Source organism: Streptomyces hawaiiensis (assembly GCF_004803895.1).
Taxonomy (GTDB): Bacteria; Actinomycetota; Actinomycetes; order Streptomycetales; family Streptomycetaceae; genus Streptomyces; species Streptomyces hawaiiensis.
The window spans coordinates 7785669-7806467 of record NZ_CP021978.1 but is presented as its reverse complement, the minus strand read 5'-3'; the positions used below and the strand labels follow the sequence as shown (position 1 = coordinate 7806467).

The window sequence follows — 20799 nt, the reverse complement described above, 5'->3', positions numbered from 1 at the left end:
CCGGCACCGGGGGGAGCGGTCGAGGACGTCGCCCATGGGGGTGGGTGACGTCCTCGACCACGCCACACGAGCGGGCGTGCCGGGAGCCGAGAGCATGGCCCCGCAGCCGGATCACCCCCGGGCCTCGCTGCACACCCTGAGGCCCGCGATGCCCTTGTCCTCCTCCTGGTCCGTCACATCCTGGACTTTCTGGACGCCGCCCAGGATGTCTCCGAAGTCCCCGTCGGACAACCCGCCCTTGACCACGGCGGCGACGGTCCGCAGCACCGCCTCGTGGAACGCGTCCCGCACGGCGGGCCGCATGACGTCGGAGGCGTCGAGGCAGCGCGGCACCTCGGTCTGAAGGAACTTTCCGTAGATCGCGCGTGCGGTGCCGTCCACCTCGCCGTGGTCGGCGATCTCCGTCATGACCGGGAGCATCGCCGAGTACATGGTGCCCTGGCCCGCCCACCTCTGCTGCCCTTCCTCGGAGAAGAGGGCGCGCAGCGCCTTGCGGGCCGGTTTCCTGTCATTGAAGAGGGCGGCGAAATCGCCGGACACCTCGTAGGCCCGTGTCCGGTAGGGTCCGCCCGGCAGCAGTGGGGCGGCGTCGGTGAGGCGGGCGTCGTCGTCACCCTTCGCGAAGGAGCCCTGGTGTTCGAGGGCGCAGCGGGGGGCGGCCTCGCGGAAGGCGGTGTCGTTGCGCGGTTTCAGAGCACCGGGGCCACGCCAGTCGGTGATCAGCGCCTGCCCTGCCCGCTTGCCGTCCGTGGCGAGGAACCCGGCCCACTGCCCCCATGCCTCCCTGACCGGTCCCTTCGTCCACGCCGTGGAGGCGCCCTCACCGGTGCCGAGAGCCCAGTCGGCGTAGACCTTCGGTCCTGACCGCTGCAACACGATGTCCTCGATCCAGTCGGTGCCGGGCCAGCCGGCGGCGCCGTCCTCGCCCATGCCGAGGCACCAGGAGGACGGGGCGTCGGGGCGGCCGACGACATCGCGGGAGCGCCACACGATGCTCTTGAGGTTGGCGTTGACCGGCCACCAATAGGTGTGCCCCTTGCCGTCCGGGCGCCAGGGGCCCGCGTATCGCAGGCCCTTGACCAGTTCGTCGAGCGGCTTCAGGTGATTCTCGGAGCGGTACTCGGCCAGCTCCCCGATGCCGGGCATGATCGCGATGTCGGGCGGGTCGCCGGCCTGTACCCGCGAGAGCAGCACCTCGCGCTGGGCGGGGGTGCCTTGGTAGCTGATACGGATACCGGCGCCTTCCATCAGGTCGCGGAAGCGCTGTTCCTCCTTGCCCGTCCACGGGCCGAGTACCGTGACGACGGGGTCGCGCTCCAGGAGTTGCGGGCTGGCGATCGCCGCCAAGACGGCCAACGCGGCTGCCGCGGCGATCCAGCGGCGCCCCTTCGTGCGGGTCGCTCGGTTCCACGAGCGGCGCGCCCACGACCAGTCGACCGGGCGCTCCGGATAGTCGGTGGTGAGCCGGGCGACGAGGCCGGCGACGGCGGCGCAGGTGCCGGCCAGACCCACGACGACGTAGGCGCCGTTCCACCAGCCGAACGCGGACAGGTCGGGCAGGCCGGTGGCGGCGACCCGCTGCTGTGCGGCGGCGAGGGCCTTGGCGTTTCCGGGGAGCGAGTCCGGCAGGGCGATGTGCAGGATGTCCGCGAGATGGGAACGGGCGGTGTTCAGACCCTGGGCGGTACGCCACGCCAGGAAGGCCGGCACGGTGGCCAGGGCCAGTGGAGCGGTGGCGCCGGCCAGGATCCAGGGGGCCAGCAGCCGGCCGCAGCGCCGGCTGATGGCGCGGCACGCGAGGCCCGCCACGGTGGCAGCGGCGGCCAGCGCGGCGGCCACCGCCACCCAGGACGCCGTCAACAGCAGGCCCGGGTCGGCCAGTTCGTCAGCCCGGCGCTGTTCGGCGATGGCTACCTTGTCGAGGCGGTCGAGCAGACCGGTGGCCGGGCGCTCCAGCAGGGCTTTCGCTTCGGCGAGTTTCTCGTTCCGCATCTCGCTGTCCGCCTGGTATTTGACCGTGGCGAGCGTGATGGCGTTGTTGTAGGCGGCGAGCAGGCCGTTGGCCGCGGAGATGTCCTGGTCCATGTCGCTGCCGACGTGGTCCGCGAGCTGGGTGAGGCCCTGGTCCGCGGCGGCGAGCTGGCTCTGGGCCGTCTCGCCCGCCCCGACCGTACGGGCGACCTCTCGCTCGATCGAGTACCGGGCCGCCGCGTCGGCACGCAGCACGGCGAGCCTGACGGCTGCCGCCCCCTGGACGGACGGCGCGACATCGTCGCGCAACTCCCTGACTCTGGCGTCGAGTCGTGGTACAGCCACGGCGGTGAGCAGGGTGACGCCGACGGCGGCGCAGCCGAGGAAGCCCCACAGGTGCCGCAGCAGCAGCCGTCGTGTGCTCACGCCGTGCCGCTGCTCACGCCCTCGCCTCACGACAACTCCTCTCCGCAGCGCACGCAGTAGAGGGCACCGGGGACGGCCGGCTCCCGGCAGTCCGGGCGGGGGCAGGCGGTGTGCTGTCGGCCTGCCGTGCGACTCGTGCCCTCGTTCGCCGACCGGGCGCCGAGGCGCATCAGCGTGACGCTGACCCGGTGGGCGTCGGCGGGCAGGCTCACGCTCACGGATCCGGCGGCGGCGTCGTGGATGTCGCCCCAGACCTCGATCTCGTCGAGGACCCAGCGCGCCCGCAGCCGGTGGGCCACCGCGGCGGCCTGACCCAGGTGCCGTTCCGCATCCGCTCTTCGGCCGGCTTCCAGGCAGGTGAGGCCCTTCTTGAGATGGGCGATCATCCGGTTCCGCGAGTCGAGGAAGCGGCTGCTCCCGCCGGTCGTCTCGTCGCTCGCGCTCGAGGCGGTTCGTGCGGGTGGGAGTCCGGGATCACGCCAGCGGGCGGTGACGGCCTCGTGCTGGGGTCCCAGCGAGACCATGGCGAACTGGAGCACCTCGCCGAGCGGATCGCCGGCGCCGTCGACGCGCAGGTCGAGCAGAAAATCACTGCCGGTGCCCTCCGGGTCCCACGGCAGGGCGTGGAACACGTGACGGAGCGGTCCGGACAGCGGGTCGGCGGCGAGTTCCAGGTGCTGGGGCTTGAACTGGACGAAGGACTCGATGCGCACGCCGGGACGCACGGTGACCTCCAGCGGCAGCGCGGGGACGGCCCGGCGGCAGGCCCGGCGGACCGCCTCGGCGAGCTCGGCGGCGAAGTCCGGTCCCGCGTGGTCAGCCGTCCCCCGCAGACGGCTGACGATCCGCTCCAGTGGCTGGTAGTCCCAGCCCGTGCCGACGGCCACGACCTCGCAGGTGAAGCTGGTTCCGCACGCCGCCAGTTCCTCGGTGAGCGAGGCGTCCTCGTAGCCGGTGCCTGCGTCGGTGACGAGCAGCAGTCGGCGCAGCGGCCGGTCGCATCCCGCAAACATCCGCCGAGCCTCGCCCAGCCATCCTTCGTAGCCGGAGGATTTCGGTGCGCCGTCGGCTGCCAGCGGGGCCGCGCCCATCGCGAAGGCCGCGTTGACCCGGTGCTGCCGGTCGGCCGGCGTCCATGCTCCGGGTTCCGCCGGGTAGTAGCGCATGGGCCCGTTCCCGTTCCCGCGCCCGCCGGCCGCGGTGACCACGGCGAACCACGCGCCTGAGGGCATGGCCGCGAGCGCTGCCCGCATCGCTGTCACCATGCGCTCTCTGCGGTGTTCGGCGAGGTCGAGCGCGATGAGCAGGGCGAGCTGCCCGGGGTCGGCGTGATCGCCCTGCGCCCGGTCGAGGACGGCCACCCTCACCTGCGCGAGGAGCCTGACCGACTCGCCCGGTACCCGCGGCACGAGCTCGGGCTCGTCGACGTCGACGACGAGCGTGGTGGCGTAGGGCACCACGGTTTCGCCGCCGCCCCCGGGCGGCGGCATCGGGGCCTGCTCGGCGGGACATCTCATCAGAGCCTCCTGACAGGTGCTGCGGTACGGCGACACCGACACCGTCGGCGTCTCATGTCAACGTCGTCGGACGGACGGCATGGGCGCGCTCCACCAGGGCCTCGCTGAGGTCCGGGTCGGTGGCGGCGAGTTCCAGGTAGTCGCGCTCCAGCAGGACGCGGACCTCCATCGCCCGGCATTCGTCGGGGGTCGGTTCGCGCGCGGGGCGCCACCAGCGGCGCAGGCGGCGCAGGCGGCGCCTCAAGGTGGCCTCGCCCGCGTCGGTGATGCCGTGGTTCAGGTGCAGCGCGGCGAGCTGCCATTCGTTGACCTCTATGCGCAGCCGGAGTTCGTCGAGCGGGGCGAGGACCAGCTCCCGTTCCTGTGAGGAGCGGTTCCGGTCCGCGACGTGTGCGGCGAGCACGGCTTCGGCGGCTTCCGGCGAGGGCAGGTCCTCGGGGCCGTGGCCCAGGCAGGCGGCCCGGATCCGGGTGGCGGCCCGCTGGGCGAGGGTGCGGCCCCGGGTGCCACGCGGTACCCGTTCGAGGGCGGCCAGCGCCTTGTCGCGGTCGTGCTCGTCGAGGGCGAGGCGGGCCAGGCCCAGGGCAGCGCCGCAGTGCGCCGGGTTGCGCAGATGCACCGCGTGGAACAGTTCGCGGGCCCGGGCGCGTGCCCCGGCGGCGTCCGGTGGCTGTGGTTCCGCGTGGGCGGCGCACTCGTAGGCGTAGGCGAGGGCCAGTTTCGGCGCGTACTCCCCCGGCAGATCGGCGCGGACCAGCTCGAAGCTCCGGCAGGCCTCGGCCAGGTCCGCCGCCAGGCCCGCGGGCCGCCCCGAGGCGCCCGTGCCGAACCGGGCGAGCGCGATCAGCCCTCGGTGCCACTCCAGGCGCCAGCGCCGCACTTCCTCGGGGCCCGGAATGCCCTCGGCCAGGGCCAGCTCCGCCTCCGCCGCATCGACGTCGGGCGGTGCTGGATCAACGGCGAGGGCGACGCGGATGTTGTGCAGGCAGATTTCGGCGGAGGGCTCGTCGTCGGGGGCCTGCTGGAGCCGCACCGTGCGGGCATAGCCCCCGCTGACGCCGAATTCCGGGGTCCGCGGGTCTTTGGAGAACGGCTTGGGGACGGGGAGCCGTCGGGCGATCTCGACGGGCGTGGGCCGCCCGGGGTCCAGGACCCGCAGGACGGGCGGGGCGCCGCGAAGCGGGCGGTCCTCACCGGGGCGCGCGAGGTCGGACGTCGCGGGCACGTCGCCCAGCCGTTCACCCAGCCAGTCCGACGACGGGTCGAAGTAGCCGGACGCCTCGGGTGAGCCACCCTTGCCGCGCAGCGCCCTGATCTCACGCAGTGCGCCCCGCAGTTGGTCGGCCATCTCCTCCGCGTCCTTGAACCGCGGCCCTTCCTCCACTGTGCGCGTGGCGCGGTCGATGACGGCGTCGAGCGAGCCCGTGCCGAGGCCCGGCACGTCGTCGCGGAGGGCGGGGGCGGCGAGGCAGCGCAGGGTCACGCCGACGGTGTGCAGGTCGTTGGGGAGAGTGAGTTCACCGGCCAGTTCCGGCGCGTGGAAGCCGGGCGTCACATGGGGCGGCGGCTCGGTCTGGTGGAGTTTGCGGACACTGCCCATGTCGATCACCTTGACGTGGTCATCGACATGGACGACGTTCGACGGCTTCATGTCTCCGTACAGCAGATCCTGCTGGTGCAGGTGGGAGAGCGCCGTGAGGATCTGGATGCCGTACGTGGCGACATGCTCGATGTCGAGCGTCTCGCGTCCGCGGCGGACCTCGTCGATGACGGACTGAAGGGTGTGGTCACCGACGTCCTCCATGACGATGTGACCGCCCCTGACGCGGAGTTCGGGCTCCGGGGCACTGTCCTCGCCGGATGCGGGCGCCTCGTAGGGGAGGAAGTCGCGGATCCGCACGATGTACGGGTGCCGGCTGGCCACGAGGGTGCGCCGCTCGAGGTCGGCGAGGGCGGCGCCGTGCGCGCCGTAGCGGTCTCGCAACGTCTTCACGGCGACGAGGTCGTCGAGGTGGGTGTCCTCGGCGAGATACACCCAGCCCTGACCGCCACGGGCGACGGGGCCCTTGATGTGGTACTGGTCGCTGAGCGTCGCGCCCTGCGCGAAGTCGGGCCGCATGGCGTGCGGTTTGCCGCAGCGCGGGCAGTACTGCGGGTCGGGACGGTCGGCGAGGACGGGGATCGTGGCACCGCAGTCCGGTCTGCGGCAGCGCTGCGGCTGGTCCGCGATGTGGGCGCCGCCGGCGAGCCGCTCCTCGGGCGAGCGCGGCGTGCGGGGTGGCAGTTTCAGCAGCTGCCGGGGGCCCCGCGGCCCGTCGCCCGGCTCCGGCAGCGGCAGCGCGTCCCGCCGCCGGCCGCACCGGCCGCAGTACCCGGTCGGCAGGATCTCCCCGCCGCAGGGCCCTCCACTGAGCCGTCGCTGACGGCACGGCTCCGTACTCACGCGCATGCTCCTCCCCCGTCTTGACTCACGGCCTGCCACGACGGCGGGTCGCACAGCTCACCCGCGCCCCGTCTCGGGGCACGCCGCTCGCTGCGCACCGGCCGGCTTCCCCGAACCCGGCGGTACGCCCTTCCGGCAGAACCCGCCGCGCCGCCCCCACACCCCCACTCACCCGGCTCCCGGATACGCCGTCCGCAGCCCGTCCGCGAACTCCCTCAAGGCGAGCAGCCGTTCCGCCGGATCTGCCAGGGCCGTGATCGCCTCACGGCGGATCAGCAGGTCCGCGGTCGCGGCGGCCGCGTGGCGCAGGGACTCCGCGTCGACCATTCCGGCCTCTCGCGCCCGGCGGGCTTCCCACACCTTCCCTCGGGCCAGCAGGTCATCGACGTAGGCGAGGAGGCCGGGCTCCAGCACCAGGTCGCGCACGTCCCGCCATCCCGGGCCGCCGCTGTCATGGAAGACCAGCAGCAGCCGCACGCCGCACCCGGCGAGCCGGGCGAGCAGCGCGGCCAGGCGGGCGGGGCTACGGGCCTCGTCCACGCCGTCGACGAGGACGGTGATGTCGGGTTCGGCGGCGTACGGGGAGTCACCGGCCGGGCGCACTCCCCGGCCCAGCAGCCACTCCCGGCACGCGGGGTAGCCGCCGGGCGCGAAGGCGAGGGCCCGGCCCAGGAGCCGGTCGACCAGCTCGGCCCGGGAAGCGTCGGCCGGCCGGTGCACGTAGCCGGCGAGGTGTTCCAGGTGGCGCAGGCTCCGCTCCCGGCCGCCCCCGCGCTCCACCACGCTGACTTTGACCGGGGGGCCGGACGGGTCGGCCAGCCAGCGCCGCGCCCGCTCGTCGAAGTCCCGGTCCCAGGCATCGGGACGGGCCAGCTCACGTACGACGGGGGAGAGTTCCGCCATGCGCGCGACAGGGATCAGGTACGAGTACGCCAGCACGTTGTCCTGCGGCAGCGGCTCGTCCAGGTCGCCCCGCCAGCTGACCACGATTCCCACCACGACCGGTTCTCCGTCCGCGGACACGGCCCATGCCCCCGCCCCGCTGAACCCGCGGCGCACCACTTCCCTGCGGTGCCGCGCATCGAACTGCACCCGGTGTCCCCTCAGGCCACGCACGGTCCCGGTGAGCACCATGCCGTCGTCGAAGCGCTCCGCGTACCCGGTGACGGTGACCGCGAGACCCGCGGTGAGCTGCGTGGACAGGGTGGCCGGGCGGGCCTGCGGACGCGGGCTGTCCAGGCACAGAACCGCGAGGTCCTCGCCGTGGCCGTCCAGCAGGTCCGGCAGCCAACCGCCGTCGGCGACGCGCGCGGCCACCGGCTCGACGCGCGGGTTCTCCACGAACTCGACCCACATCACCGCGTCCCGGTCCCGGACCACATGTGCGCACGTGAGGACGGTCCGCGCATCGATGAGGATGCCGGCGCCCCGTACCTCGCCCGCCGCTCCTCCCCAACGCAGGCGCACCCGCCAGTCCGCAGCCAGTTCCCCCATCCTCATCACGCTACGCATCAGGACCCGCCGGGACTAGACTCGTGCCCTTGCCGGATAAGCCAAGTGCCGTGCGGGGGGCATGACATGACGCAAAATCAGTCCGAACCGATCGGTCTCGCGCAGGCGATCGACTCGATCCGCACGGAACTGGCTCAGGCGGAGCGGGACGGCGCGGGCAGTGACTGGCGGTTCACCGTCGAACAGGTGAGTGTGGAGTTCTCGGTGCAGTTCCACCGGGCCGGTGAGGGCGGCGCGGGGTTGCGCCTGGGCATCGTGGAGGCGCGTCTGGGCGGCGCGGTGAGTCACGACTCGGTGCATCGGGTACAGGTGGACCTCAAGCCGGCGCCGACACAGGGTGGCATCGAGCGGGTGGTGGGCCGGTGATCCGGCCCGGGCCGTGACCGGCCCGTACTTCACACGTCGGGACGACAGGATGCGAACCTGCAGAACCAGGATGCGCAACGTGCGTCCCGGCGAACGCGCGCCTCGCCTACCAGGCGTACGAGGTGATCTTCTCGTCCGACCGCTGGTTGGAGCCCGAGGCCGTTCGCATGATCACCGCTGCGGACGTCCGCGACGCCGCCGACATCCTGCGCCCCGTGTATCAAGCCCGACGGCATCGTGCTGTCCGGCTTCGACCCCAAGTCGACCGCGCAGCGGCACCACGCGTCTTGATCATGGCGGACGAGGTCGGCCGGTGATGGGCGGACATCACCAGAAGAACGGCCAAGGGCCGGTTTCGGATTTCTCCGAAACCGGCCCTGCCCAGCGACTCTCACACGTCGGGACGACAGGATTTGAACCTGCGACCCCTTGACCCCCAGTCAAGTGCGCTACCAAGCTGCGCCACGTCCCGATGCGTCTCGCGCGGGTGAACCGCGTGATCACGCAGGTCAACCCTACCGCATGTGAAGGGCCGAACTCAGCCTCGCGGCCCCTGTGGCGGCAGGCGCTCGGGGTGTGGGGCGCGGAGCGGGTACGCGCCGGGGATCTGCTCGCCGTGGTCCGTGGAGTCGTCCCGTGGCCGTCGCCCACGACCGAGGTGGGCGCCGGTCCAGCCGACGAGGCCCGCTGTCGAGACGGCGACGGCGAGAACGGCCCACCAGGGGAGACCCGCCGTGGTGGCATGGCCCGCGAAGGCCGCGACGGCCAGGAGGGCCGTGCCGGCACCTCCGGCCAGCTCGGCTCGCCGGACGGGCCGGTGCCGCGTCTCGTCCACGTGCTGTCCCCCTTCGCCTGCGCGATGGCACACCCGGCACATCGCAACTCCCGGGCATATGCCGCAAACAATACGCGAGTCGGCGGGAACTCCCGACCAGGGCATAGGGGTTGAGACGGACACCAGGAGCCCTGCCCGTGTGCGGTCGGTCAAGCCGCCGGTGCCGCGCCGAGGGCCGGCTGGGCGACGGAGTGTCCGGCCGGCCCCACCGGCACCCCACACTCTGTCGAGGCCGCTGCCCCGCTCACCGGGGCTAGGGTCGCCGCATGACGCACAGCTTCGTACTGCACATCCCCGACGCCGAGCTCGAGCCCGAGCCCCTCGCGCCCGAGCAGATCGTCTCCGGGACGCCCGAGGTGACCGGGAAGGTGGTCTGGGAGTCGGAGGACGGCCGTCAGGTGCGGGGCGTCTGGCAGATCACGCCCGGCGTGGTCACCGACACCGAGGCCGACGAACTGTTCGTCGTGATCAGCGGGTCGGCGACGATCGAGGTCGAGGGCGGGCCGACGCTCACGGTCGGGCCCGGCGACCTGGCCGTGCTCCGCGAGGGCGACCGTACGACGTGGACGGTGCACGAGACCCTGCGCAAGGCGTACGCGATCAACCTCTGAGCGAGGCCCGCGATCAGGGCGCCGGCGCCGTCGATCCCCGGATCTCCAGGGTGGGCGTGGCCAGTTGCACCCGGCCCGCTCCGCCCGCGCCCTCGAAGCGCTCCAGGAGGCACCGGGCCGCACGCCGGCCGACCTCGTGACTGGAGTTGTCGGCCGTCGTGAGCCACACGTGCCGCAGCCGGGCGATGCTCGTGTTGTCGTAGCCGACGACGGACAGGTCGCGCGGGACGCGCAGCCCCAGTTCCTCGGCCGCCGAGAGCACACCGATGGCGGCGATGTCGTTGACGGCGAAGACGGCCGTGGGCCGTTCGGGGCGGCTGAGCAGCCGGACGGTCGTGCGGTAGCCGCCCTCCTCGGTCATGTCGCTCGGCTCGACCACCGCCTGCTCCGCGAGCCCGTGCCGGCGCATGGCCGCCTCGAAGCTCCGGCGCCGCAGCTCGCCCACCGTGCCGTAGCCCGCGATGTGCGCGATGCGGCGGTGCCCGAGGCCGATCAGGTGCTCGGCGACCAGCCGGGCGCCCCGCTCGTCGTCGCCCGCCACGACGTCGACGCCCGGCGGTGCCGGTTCGCGGGAGCCGGCCAGCACGACCGGGATCCGCTCGGCCACCCCGCCGAGGGCCGCCGGGTCGGGCAGCGTGCCGACCACGACCAGGCCGTCGACGCGCAGGTCCAGCAGCGGGTCGGCCGGGTCCTGGCCGGTGCGGCGGTTGAGGCGGGCGTCGGCGAGCAGCATCTGCAGGCCGTGGGCGTGCAGCAGGGAGTTCAGGCCGTCGAGGAGGTCGACGAACCAGGGGTTGCGCAGGTCGTTCAGGAGCACACCGACCGTGCGGGTGCGCTGCTCGCTGAGACTGCGGGCGGCGGCGTTGGGCCGGTAGCCGAGTTCACGGGCGGCCCGCAGGACTGCGTCCCGCTTCTCGGGACGGACCTGCTCGGAGCCGCGCAGCACGAGGGAGACCAGCGACTTGGAGACACCGGCCCGTTCGGCCACGTCCCGGATCGTCGGCGGTCTCATGGGATGGACCGTTCCATGGGGCGCCACGGCTTGTCAAAGGGTTGACAGCGTCGACAGACCCCGCTCAGGGTGGCCTCGACAGGTTCTGGAACGGTCCAAGAAGGGCACTCATGGTGGACACGCTCGGCGTCGCCGTCATCGGATTCGGCTGGATGGGGCGGGTGCACACCCAGGCGTACGCGCGCGTGCGGCACCACTTTCCGCAGCTGCCCCTCGTTCCGGAGCTGGTGACGGTCGCGGAGGAGGTGCCGGGCCGGGCGGAGGAGGCCGCCGCGCAGTTCGGGTTCGCCTCGACGACCCGCGACTGGCGCGAGGTGGCCGCCGACCCCCGGGTACGGGCGGTCAGCATCACCGCGCCCAACTTCCTGCACCGCGAGATCGGCGTCGCCATGGCCGAGGCGGGCAAGCACATCTGGATCGAGAAGCCGGTGGGCCTGACCGCCGAGGACGCCGGGGCGGTCGCGGACGCGGTGGCCGAGGCGGGCGTGCAGGCCACCGTGGGCTTCAACTACCGCAACGCACCCGCCGTCGAGGCGGCCCGCGAGCTGATCGCCTCCGGCGAGATCGGCGCGGTCACGCATGTCCGCGTCCGGCTGTTCAGCGACTACGCGGCCCATCCCGAGGGCGCGCTGACGTGGCGGTACGAGCGGGAGCGGGGCGGCAGCGGGGTGCTGGGCGACCTGGCCTCGCACGGCGTGGACCTGGCCCGTCATCTGCTCGGCGACATCACGTCACTGATCGCCGACACGGCGATCTTCCTCCCGGAGCGGGCCCGCCCGGCCGGCGCCACGGCCGGCCACAGCCGCGCCGCAGGAGGTGAACTCGGCCCGGTCGAGAACGAGGACTACGTCAGCTGCCTGCTGCGCTTCGCCTCCGGGGCGCGCGGTGTCCTGGAGGCCTGCCGGGTCTCGGTCGGCGAGCAGAACAACTACGGCTTCGAGGTGCACGGCACCAAGGGCGCCGTGTTCTGGGACTTCCGCCGCATGAACGAGCTGGGGATCAGCCGCGGCACGACATATCAGGACCAGGCCGTCACCACGGTCTACGTCGGCCCGGGCCACGGAGAGTTCGCCGCGTTCCAGCCGGGCGCGGCGAACGCCATGGGGTACGACGACCTGAAGGTCATCGAGGCGTACCGCTTCCTGCGGTCGGTCGCCGAGGGCACCGCGCACGGGGCGACGCTCACGGATGCCGTGCACAGCGCGGCCGCGCTGGACGCCATGGCGCGGTCGGCGCGGAGCGGTGCGTGGGCGGAGGTGGCCGGACCGGCGTGATGCGGCTGCCTCAGCTCGTGGCCTGGAGCCGCCGCCCCAGGTAGGCCTTCGTCGGGACGAGGACCAGCCACAGCCACATGATCCAGGGGCCGGTCACGAAGACGAGCGGGACGGTGACGAGGAAGACCACCACGATGGTGGCACTGTCGAGCAGGTAGAGCGGGGTCGTCGCCTCGGTGGGCGTGTCGTGGCGCAGCCAGGGGCGTTTGGCCAGGACGGCGGCCACCGCCAGATGGCAGGCGCCGAGCGCGGCGACGGCCCCCGCGTAGACGGCGACCGACACCGGCCGGTCGCCGTACTCGGCGAGCAGCCGGGTCGGGAACGGCACCAGCGCCGCGACGCCGAGGCCGAGGACGGAGAGGCTGGTCACCTGTCCGTCGACCTCCCGCACCCCGCGGAAGATCCTGCGGTGGTCGCGCCAGTAGCTGCCGAGCACCGCGACGCTGAGCGCGTAGGCCCCGAGGTCGGGGAGCACCCGGCGCAGGGCCTCCCGGTACTGGTCGGGCTCCAGGCCCCGCGGCACGTAGAGGTCCAGGACGAGCAGCGTGATGGCGATGGCGAACACGCCGTCGGCGAGCGTCAGCAACCGGTCCGGCCCGCCGTCCGGGCGTGAGGTCCACATGGGCCCGACGGTAGGGGCAGCGCAAGCTCCACCTTTCGATCCACGCCCGGTCGTGCCGCCCGGATCACACGGCCGCCTGCGGCGGCATGTTGTACGGCGTCACCACCTGGATCGCCGACGGCAGGGTCGGGCCGGCGGGTGGAAGGGCGCCGTGGGCGCGCATGACGGTGTGGCAGGCCTCGCGCACGTCCTGGCGGAGGTCGTGGTGGAGCACGGCGGACAGGCGGTGCTCGCGCAGCAGGCGGGTGTTGTCGTGGTCGAGGTCGTGCGCGACGAACACCGCGCAGTCGCGGCCGAGGTCGTCGAAGGCCCGCAGCGTGGCGATGTTGCCGCCGCCGATCGAGTACACCGCGCGGATGTCCGGGTCGCGTTCCAGAGCGGCCCGGACGAGGTCGTACTGGGTGGCGTCCAGGCCCTGTCCCTCGGCGATCTCGACCAGCGTGCGCGCGGGGTACCGGGCGCGCATCGCGCTGCGGAAGCCCATCTCGCGCTCCTCCTCGTTGCGGAAGAAGCCGCTGCTGAGGCTGGTGAGGATGTTGCCCGGGCGCTCCCCCAGCCACTGGCCCATCAGGTAGGCGGCCGTCGCGCCCGCCGCCCGGTCGTCTATGCCGACGTAGGCGAGCCGGGCGCTGGCGGGCAGGTCGGTCACCAGCGTCACGACCGGCACGCCGGCGGCTTCGAGCCGGCCGACCGCGGCGGTGACCTCGGGGACGTCCGGGGCCTTGAGGATCACGCCCTGTGAGCCGCGCCGGGCGATCCGGTCCAGGATCCGCACCAGTTCCCCGCCCGGGCCGGTCTCGCGGAAGTGGAAGCGGGAGCGCAGCACCGCCGGATGCAGGGACGGCAGCTCGGCCTCCAGGGCGGCGCGGATCGCCGTGGTGAACCGTTCGGGTGCCTGCATCACGATGTCGACCATGAACGTCCGGCCGACGAGCCGGACCTGTGTGCGCTGCCGGTCGAGATCGGCGATGGCCTGACGGACCTCCCGTGCGGTGCTCTCGCGCACGCCTCCCCTGCCGTTGAGCACCCGGTCGACGGTCGCCTCGCTCAGGCCCGCCTGGCGTGCGATCTCCCGGATCGGGAACGGGTGGCCCATGCGCCGGCTCCTTGAGGGGTTTTTGATGGCTCGCTGCTGGTTGTTCGAGGGGTTTGTACTGACAAGAATGACAGGGCTGCGTCGCTCCGTGACCCCGAAGGGACGACGATGTCCTTCACTTCCGTCCACCACCGTGCCTGGCTGTCCGAGCAGGACTGCGATCTCGACGCGTTCCGCGCGCTGGTCGAGCAGGCCACCGACCCCGCCGACTATCCGCACGCCTCCGCCGTGGAGCGGAACGTGCCCGTCTACGACTGCGGCCTGCTCGAAGGCGACCGGGTGGTCCAGGCCGAGCTGGTGCGGGCGCTCGCCGACGGGCCCGGCATCGTGGTCTTCCGCGGCGCCTTTCCCGACCCTCAGGTCGTGGACCGGGCCACCGGCGTGTTCGAGGCGCTGATCGCCGAGCAGCGCGCCTCGGGTGCGGCGGCCGGTGACCACTTCGCCGCGCCGGGCGCCAACGACCGGGTGTGGAACGCGCTGGAGAAGGCGGCCCTGTACGACCCGGAGGCGTTCGCCGACTACTACGCGAACGAGATCCTGGCCCTGGTGGCCACCGCCTGGCTGGGCCCGGGCTACCAGGTCACCTCCCAGCTCAACGTGGTCAACCCGGGCGGCGCCGCGCAGAGCGTGCACCGCGACTACCACCTGGGCTTCCTGACGAACGAGGTCGCCGCCGCCTACCCGGCGCACGTGCACCGCCTCTCCCCCGTGCTGACGCTCCAGGGCGCGGTCGCGCACTGCGACATGCCGGTGGAGTCCGGGCCGACGATGTACCTGCCGCACTCGCAGAAGTACCCGCCGGGCTATCTCGCCTGGCGGCTGCCGGAGTTCCGGGCGTACTTCGAGACGCACCAGGTGCAGTTGCCGCTCGCCAAGGGCGACGCCGTGTTCTTCAACCCGGCCCTCTTCCACGCGGCCGGCACCAACCGCTCGGCGGACATCCGGCGCATGGCCAACCTGCTCCAGGTGTCGTCCGCGTTCGGCCGGGCGATGGAGACGGTGGACCGTGAGGCGGTGGCCAACGCCGTGTACCCGGCTCTCCTCAGGCGCAAGGCCGAAGGCGCCGACCAGGCGTGGCTGGATCACGTGGTCGCGGCGAGCGCCGAGGGCTACCCCTTTCCCACCAACCTCGACAGCGACCCGCCGGTCGACGGGCTGGCCCCGCCCTCCCAGGCGGATCTGATGCGGCGGGCGCTGCGCGAGGAGTGGACGCCGGAAGCGCTCCGGGCGGAGCTGCGGGCCGGTACCGAACGGCGAGAGAGCTGAGGAACGCGATGGGACTTCTCGACGACAAGGTCGTCCTGGTCAACGGCGGCAGCCAGGGGGTCGGCGCGGCCATCGCGCGGGCCGCGGTCCGCGAGGGTGCGGTCGTCGCCGTCACCGGGCGGCGCCCCGAGCCGGGCGAGGCCCTGGTGCGGGAGCTGACCGCCGCCGGCGGCAAGGCCCTGTACGTACAGGCCGACCTGTCGGACGCCGAGCAGGCGAAGGCGTCCGTGACGCGCGTCGTGCAGACGTACGGCCGGGTCGACTGCCTCGTGAACTCGGCCGGGCTGACCTCCCGGGGGACGCTGCTCGACACCACGCCCGAGCTGTTCGACCAGCACATCGGGATCAACCTCAAGGGCCCGTTCTTCGCGATGCAGGCGGTGGTGGCGGACATGGTGGGGCGTGAGGAGTCCGGCACGATCGTCAACATCATCACGTCGTCGGCCCACGGTGGGCAGCCGTTCCTCGCGCCGTACGTCGCCGCCAAGGCGGGGCTGATCGGCCTGACCCGCAACGCCGCGCACGCCCACCGCTGGGACCGGGTCCGGATCAACGGCCTGAACATCGGCTGGACGGCGACGGAGGGCGAGGACGCCACGCAGAAGGCCTTCCACGGGGCCGGGGACGACTGGCGCGAGGAGGCCGCCGCGAAGCTGCCCATGGGCAAGCTGGGCCAGCCGGACGAGATCGCCGACTTCGTGGTCTTCCTGCTGTCGGACCGGTCCGGGGTGGTCACCGGGTCGGTCATCGACTGGGACCAGAACGTTCTGGGGGGACTCGACTAAGGATGTGCCGCGCCTTGCCGTCGGTTGTGTGAGGCGCCGTTGTGGCTGGTCGCGCCCACGCGGCGGAGCCGCATATCAGGACAGCCCCGCGCCCCTGAGGGCATAGAACCACTCCCCGTTTGCAGCTAGGAGCAACACTCATGCGTATCGGAATCCTCGGCCTCGGCCGCATCGGCGCCTTCCACGCCGAGACCCTCTCCGGACTCGACGCCGTCGACTCCCTGGTCGTCACCGACCCGTTCGCGGACGCCGCCAAGGCCGCGGCCGAGCGGTTCGGGGCCGATGTCGTGGACTCGCCGGAGGCGCTGCTGGCCGCCGGAGTCGACGGGATCGTCGTCGCGGCCGCCACCGACGCCCACCCCGCGCTGATCCTCGCCGGGGTCGAGGCCGGGGTCCCGGTCTTCTGCGAGAAGCCCGTCGCCAGGACCATGGCCGAGGGTGTCGAGGTGCTCAAGGCCGTCCGCGGCCGGGACGTGCCGATCCAGATCGGCTACAACCGCCGTTTCGACGCCGGGTTCGTCAACGCCCGTGCCGCCGTGCTCAGCGGTGAGCTCGGCCCGCTGCACACGGTCCGCTCGACCACGCTGGACCCGGCGCCGCCGCCGGCCGCGTACATCGCCGCTTCCGGCGGCATCTTCCGCGACTGCTCGGTGCACGACTTCGACATCATCCGCTGGGTGACCGGCCGCGAGGTGACCGAGGTGTACGCCGTGGGCGGCAACCGCGGCGCCGACTTCATCAAGGAGGCGGGCGACGCCGACACCACCGGCGCGATCCTCACCCTCGACGACGGCACCCTCGCTGTGGTCTCCAACTCCCGTCACAACGCGCGGGGTTACGACGTCCGCATGGAGATCCACGGCTTTACGGACTCCATCGCCGTCGGCCTGGAGGACAAGCTGCCGCTGCGCTCGGTCGAGCCGGGCGTGACCTTCCCGGCGGGCACGCCGCACGACTTCTTCATGGACCGCTTCACCGACGCCTACCGGGCGGAACTGACCGCGTTCACCGAGGTCGTCGCCGGCACCCGCCCCTCCCCCTGCACGATCGAGGACGCCCTGGAGGCGGGCTGGATCGCCGACGCGTGCACGCTGTCGCTGCGGGAGCACCGTCCCGTGACGATCGAGGAGGTACGGCAGGCATGAGCGAGAAGGGCCGGGAACCCCTGCGCATAGGTGTGCTGGGAGCCGCGCGGATCACCGAACGCTCCCTGATCGGCCCGGCCCGGGCGACCGGCCACCGCCTCGTCGCGGTGGCCGCCCGCGACCGTGCCCGCGCCGAGGCGTTCGCCGCCGGGCACGGCGTGGAGCGGGTGGCGGGCTCGTACGCCGAGCTGATCGCCGACCCCGAAGTCGACGTCGTCTACAACCCGCTCGCCAACGGCCTGCACGGCCCGTGGAACCTGGCCGCCCTCGCGGCCGGCAAGCACGTGCTGTCGGAGAAACCGTCGGCGAGCAACGCGCAGGAGGCGGCGGAGGTACGGCAGGCCGCCGGGAAGTCGGGGACGGTCTTCATGGAGGCCTTCCACTACCTCTTCCACCCCGTCACCCGGCGCCTGCACGAGCTGCTCGCCTCGGGCGAACTGGGCGAACTGCGGCACGTCGAGGCGATGGTCGCCATCGCCGCGCCGCCGGACACGGACCCGCGCTGGTCGCTGCCGCTGGCCGGCGGCGCCCTGATGGACCTCGGCTGCTACAGCCTGCACGCCCTGCGGATGCTCGCCCCCTGGGCGGGCGGTGCCCCGCGCCTGACCGGGGCCCGGGCCGGTGAACGCGCGGGCGCGCCCGGGGTCGACGAATGGCTCGACGCCGACGTGGAGTATCCCAACGGCGCGACAGGCTCCGCCCGCTGCCACATGGCCCACGACGGCCTGGACATGAGCATCAGGATCGTCGGCTCACGGGGCGAGGCGACAGCCCCGAACTTCGTCCTGCCCCAACTGGACGACCGGCTCGTGATCCGCACCGCGGAGGGCGAGCGCACGGAGCATCTCGGGACCCGCTCGTCGTACACGTACCAGCTGGAGGCGTTCGCGGCCCGGGTCCGGAAGGGCGTGCCGCTGCCGCTGGACGCGGACGACGCGGTGACGACGATGGAGCTCATCGACGCGTGTTACCGGCGGGCCGGGTTCGAGCCGCGGCCGCGTACCGCGATCTGACCGCACGGCCGGACAGACAGGGCCCGGGGACCTGCCCCGGGCCCTGTCTCACGCGTACAGCGCGGGCTTCTCCACCAGGTCGACCTCCACCCGGCCGCCGTCCTTCAGTGCCCGGACCCCCGCCTCGCACACCGCCGCCGCCGCGTAGCCGTCCCAGGTGCTCGGGCCGGTGGTCCAGCCGCGGCGGGTGGCGTCGATCCAGGTCTGGATCTCGTGGTCGTAGGCCGTCTCGAAGCGTTCGGTCCAGTCCTGGGCGATGGTGCCGCCCCAGCGGCCGGCCATGTTGGTGACCAGGGCGTGGCCGTCGCCGATGCGGGCGGTGCCGCGTTCGCAGACGACTTCGGCCTGGACCTGGTAGCCGAAACCGCAGTTGACGAAGATCTCGACGTCGCTGAGGGCGCCGCCGTCGGTCTCGAAGACGACGAACTGGGGGTCCTGCAGGGCGTCCGGGGCACTGGCCGACGGGGTGGGGCGCAGCACCGTGACCGCCGTGATCTCGTGGCCCAGCAGCCAGCGGGTCGCGTCGGCCTCGTGGGCGACGGAGTCGCTGATGAGCATGGAGCTGGTGAAGAAGGGCGGGCTGGCGACGTTGCGGTGCCGGTTGTGCAGCATCAGCGGACGGCCCAGCTGGCCCGTCGCCAGCAGGGCCTTCAGCTTCGCGTACTCGGGGTCGTAGCGGCGCATGAAGCCGACCTGGACCCGGCGGTGGCCGAGGCGCAGTTCGGCTTCGAGGACGCGCAGGGCGGAGGCCGCGTCGGGGGTGAGCGGTTTCTCGCACAGGACGGGCAGATCGTGCTCGAAGGCGGCGAGGAGGGTGGCCTCGTGGGCCGGGCCCGGGGAGGCGATCAGGACGGCGTCGACGTCGGCCGCCGCCATCGCGGCCGCCGGGTCGGTGTAGGCGGTGCAGCCGTCGACACGGGCGGCGACGGCCTTCGCGCGCTCCGCTTCGACGTCCACGACGGCCGCCACCCGGGCCCCGCTGGTGACGTGTTGGATGCGGCGCACGTGGTCGGCGCCCATCCTTCCGGTACCGATGACCGCGACTCCCAGAGTGGCGCGCTCCGTCATGGCCGTCCTTTCGGGTCGTCAGGCGCCGCAGGACCTCAGGAACTTGCGGGTGCGCACCGCGATCGGCAGCGGCTTGTCCGGCTCGCAGGGGTACATGTCCTGCTCGACGATGGCGAAGAGGTCCACGCCCAGCTTCTGGGCCGCCGTGAGGACGGGGCCCAGCTCCGGGACACCGGCGGGCGGTTCGCACATCACACCGCGCGCGACGGCCGGGCCGAACGGGATCTCGTTCTTGACGACGTCGGCGAGGATCTCCGGGTCGACCTGCTTGAGGTGGAGGTAGCCGATGCGCTCGCCGTACGTCTCGATCAGCTTGACGCTGTCGCCGCCGCAGTAGGCGTAGTGCCCGGTGTCCAGGCAGAGGTTGACGGCGTCGGAGTCGGTCGAGTCGAGGAACTGCTCGACGTGCTCCTCGGTGTCGATGTGGGTGTCGGCGTGCGGGTGGACGACGATGTCCAGGCCGTAGGTGTCCTTCACCTCACGGCCGAGGCGCTCCATGCCCGTGGTGAGGTGGCGCCACTGCTCGGTGGTGAGCTCCGGCGGCTCCAGGATCTCGGCGGTCTTGTCGTCCCGCCAGAAGGACGGGATGACGACCAGGTGCTTGGCGTCCATGGCCTGGGTGAGGGCGGCGACCCGGCTGACCTGCTCCCACGTGGAGTCCCACTCGGAGGGGCCGCGGTGCAGTCCGCAGAAGATCGTGCCGGCGGAGACCTTGAGGTTCCGCTTGGTCACCTCGTCGGTGAGCCGGGCCGGGTCGGTGGGCAGGTAGCCGTAGGGGCCGAGTTCGATCCAGGAGTAGCCGGCCTCGGTGACCTCGTCGAGGAAGCGTTCCCAGGGCACCTGCTGGGGGTCGTCGGGGAACCAGACGCCCCAGGAGTCGGGGGCGGAGCCGACCCGGATGCGGTCGAGCGCGAAGGCCATGTCAGGACTTTCCTTCCGAAGACGTGGCTACGGGAGCGGTGAGGTCCCCCTCCTCGGGGAGCTCCTCGACGTCGACGCCGCGGACCTGCGCCAACTCGTGCTTGAGAGAGGCGAGTTCGGTGCCGCCGGCCATGTGGTTGGTCAGCTCTTCGAGGCTGACGTCGCTGCGGGAGGCGGACAGTTCCATGGTGCCGAGGCGCAGCACGCTGAAGTGGTCGCCGACCATGTAGGCGTGGTGCGGGTTGTGGGTGATGAAGATGACGCCCAGGCCCTTCTCGCGGGCGGCGGCGATGTACTTCAGCACCACACCGGACTGCTTGACGCCGAGGGCGGCGGTCGGCTCGTCCAGGATGAGGACGCGGGCGCCGAAGTAGACGGCGCGGGCGATGGCGACGCACTGGCGCTGGCCGCCGGAGAGCGTGCCGATGGGCTGCTCCATGTCGTCCAGGACGATGCCCATGTTGCGCAGCTCTTCGTCCGCTGTCTTCTTCATCTTCTCGATGTCGAGACGGCGTACGGGCCAGGGGCCCTTGGTCAGCTCGGAGCCGAGGAAGAAGTTGCGCCACACCGGCATCAGCGGGACGACCGCGAGGTCCTGGTAGACCGTGGCGATGCCCTTGTCGAGGGCCTCGCGCGGGGTGGAGAACCGCACCGGTTCGCCGTCGACGAGGAACTCGCCCTCGGTGTGCTGGTGCAGACCCGAGATGATCTTGATGAGGGTGGACTTGCCGGCGCCGTTGTCGCCGAGGACGCAGGTCACCTTGCCGGGGTGGACGGTGAGGTCGACGCCGTGCAGCGCCCGGATGTTGCCGTACGCCTTGCCCGCGTTGCGCAGTTCGACGAGGGGACGCTCGCCGGCGGGCGGGGTGTCCTTCAGGACGGCACCGTGGGTGCCGGTTTCGTTGCTGGTCATCGC

Annotated in this window: 18 protein-coding genes and 1 tRNA gene; 7 read left to right on the top strand and 12 right to left on the bottom strand. The window is 72.5% G+C overall.

Going from position 1 to position 20799, the window contains the following annotated elements; genetic code table 11:
- Nucleotides 1-111 precede the first annotated feature (111 nt).
- From CEB94_RS35655 to CEB94_RS35640, 4 genes are all read right to left on the bottom strand, one after another.
- Nucleotides 112-2427, bottom strand: a complete 2316-nt coding sequence (locus CEB94_RS35655; RefSeq protein WP_175436071.1) for an extracellular solute-binding protein — start codon at nt 2425-2427, stop codon at nt 112-114.
- Nucleotides 2424-3914 (bottom strand): hypothetical protein, encoded by a 1491-nt coding sequence (locus CEB94_RS35650; protein WP_175436070.1) that lies wholly within the window; start codon nt 3912-3914, stop codon nt 2424-2426. Before CEB94_RS35650 ends, CEB94_RS35655 begins: the two co-directional genes overlap by 4 nt.
- A gap of 52 nt (nt 3915-3966) precedes the next feature.
- The gene (locus tag CEB94_RS35645; protein WP_175436069.1) at nt 3967-6363 is read right to left on the bottom strand and encodes a protein kinase domain-containing protein; all 2397 of its coding nucleotides are present in this window, start codon (nt 6361-6363) and stop codon (nt 3967-3969) included.
- Between the two features lie 162 nt (nt 6364-6525).
- Nucleotides 6526-7851, bottom strand: a complete 1326-nt coding sequence (locus CEB94_RS35640; protein ID WP_175436068.1) for a S1 family peptidase — start codon at nt 7849-7851, stop codon at nt 6526-6528.
- An 84-nt stretch (nt 7852-7935) separates the two neighbouring features.
- Here CEB94_RS35640 and CEB94_RS35635 point away from each other — a divergent pair, with 84 nt between their 5' ends.
- Nucleotides 7936-8235, top strand: coding sequence for a trypco2 family protein (locus tag CEB94_RS35635; RefSeq protein WP_175436067.1), 300 nt, complete (start codon nt 7936-7938; stop codon nt 8233-8235).
- 398 nt (nt 8236-8633) lie between these two features.
- Here the strand turns inward: CEB94_RS35635 and CEB94_RS35630 are convergent.
- Together CEB94_RS35630 and CEB94_RS35625 are read right to left on the bottom strand one after the other, a co-directional pair.
- Nucleotides 8634-8707 (bottom strand) — tRNA-Pro (locus CEB94_RS35630).
- 66 nt (nt 8708-8773) lie between these two features.
- A complete protein-coding gene (locus CEB94_RS35625; RefSeq protein WP_175436066.1) occupies nt 8774-9070 on the bottom strand; it encodes a hypothetical protein in 297 nt (98 codons plus the stop codon).
- Between the two features lie 266 nt (nt 9071-9336).
- Between CEB94_RS35625 and CEB94_RS35620 the strand changes: the two genes are divergently transcribed.
- A complete protein-coding gene (locus tag CEB94_RS35620) occupies nt 9337-9681 on the top strand; it encodes a cupin domain-containing protein (protein ID WP_161367280.1) in 345 nt (114 codons plus the stop codon).
- A gap of 13 nt (nt 9682-9694) precedes the next feature.
- Here the strand turns inward: CEB94_RS35620 and CEB94_RS35615 are convergent, their stop codons facing one another.
- Nucleotides 9695-10693: a LacI family DNA-binding transcriptional regulator gene (locus CEB94_RS35615; protein WP_175436065.1), complete on the bottom strand. Its 999-nt coding sequence runs from the start codon at nt 10691-10693 to the stop codon at nt 9695-9697.
- 110 nt (nt 10694-10803) lie between these two features.
- Between CEB94_RS35615 and CEB94_RS35610 the strand changes: the two genes are divergently transcribed.
- Nucleotides 10804-11967, top strand: a complete 1164-nt coding sequence (locus CEB94_RS35610) for a Gfo/Idh/MocA family protein (protein WP_175436064.1) — start codon at nt 10804-10806, stop codon at nt 11965-11967.
- Between the two features lie 10 nt (nt 11968-11977).
- Here the strand turns inward: CEB94_RS35610 and CEB94_RS35605 are convergent, their stop codons facing one another.
- On the bottom strand, nt 11978-12589 hold the full coding sequence (locus CEB94_RS35605) for a TMEM175 family protein (RefSeq protein ID WP_175436063.1): 612 nt from the start codon (nt 12587-12589) through the stop codon (nt 11978-11980).
- Between the two features lie 64 nt (nt 12590-12653).
- The gene (locus CEB94_RS35600) at nt 12654-13685 is read right to left on the bottom strand and encodes a LacI family DNA-binding transcriptional regulator (protein ID WP_175436062.1); all 1032 of its coding nucleotides are present in this window, start codon (nt 13683-13685) and stop codon (nt 12654-12656) included.
- Nucleotides 13686-13793: 108 nt separating this feature from the next.
- On the opposite strand from CEB94_RS35600, the gene CEB94_RS35595 reads away from it, so the two are divergent.
- The 4 genes from CEB94_RS35595 to CEB94_RS35580 all read left to right on the top strand — a co-directional run bounded on the left by CEB94_RS35595 (nt 13794) and on the right by CEB94_RS35580 (nt 17894).
- Entirely contained in the window at nt 13794-14951 is a 1158-nt protein-coding gene (locus tag CEB94_RS35595; protein ID WP_175436061.1) for a phytanoyl-CoA dioxygenase family protein, read from the top strand.
- Between the two features lie 8 nt (nt 14952-14959).
- A complete protein-coding gene (locus tag CEB94_RS35590) occupies nt 14960-15736 on the top strand; it encodes an SDR family oxidoreductase (protein WP_175436060.1) in 777 nt (258 codons plus the stop codon).
- Nucleotides 15737-15876: 140 nt separating this feature from the next.
- Nucleotides 15877-16881 carry a Gfo/Idh/MocA family protein gene (locus CEB94_RS35585; RefSeq protein ID WP_175436059.1) on the top strand — a complete coding sequence of 335 codons (1005 nt, stop codon included), beginning with the start codon at nt 15877-15879 and terminating at the stop codon, nt 16879-16881.
- Entirely contained in the window at nt 16878-17894 is a 1017-nt protein-coding gene (locus tag CEB94_RS35580; RefSeq protein ID WP_175436058.1) for a Gfo/Idh/MocA family protein, read from the top strand. Before CEB94_RS35585 ends, CEB94_RS35580 begins: the two co-directional genes overlap by 4 nt.
- A gap of 48 nt (nt 17895-17942) precedes the next feature.
- Here the strand turns inward: CEB94_RS35580 and CEB94_RS35575 are convergent, their stop codons facing one another.
- Genes CEB94_RS35575 through CEB94_RS35565 form a run of 3 tightly spaced genes read right to left on the bottom strand, consistent with a single transcriptional unit; the run spans nt 17943 to nt 20796 of the window.
- Nucleotides 17943-18962 carry a Gfo/Idh/MocA family protein gene (locus tag CEB94_RS35575; RefSeq protein ID WP_175436057.1) on the bottom strand — a complete coding sequence of 340 codons (1020 nt, stop codon included), beginning with the start codon at nt 18960-18962 and terminating at the stop codon, nt 17943-17945.
- Between the two features lie 18 nt (nt 18963-18980).
- Nucleotides 18981-19883 carry a sugar phosphate isomerase/epimerase family protein gene (locus tag CEB94_RS35570; RefSeq protein WP_175436056.1) on the bottom strand — a complete coding sequence of 301 codons (903 nt, stop codon included), beginning with the start codon at nt 19881-19883 and terminating at the stop codon, nt 18981-18983.
- A 1-nt stretch (nt 19884) separates the two neighbouring features.
- The gene (locus tag CEB94_RS35565) at nt 19885-20796 is read right to left on the bottom strand and encodes an ATP-binding cassette domain-containing protein (protein ID WP_175436055.1); all 912 of its coding nucleotides are present in this window, start codon (nt 20794-20796) and stop codon (nt 19885-19887) included.
- Nucleotides 20797-20799: the final 3 nt, after the last annotated feature.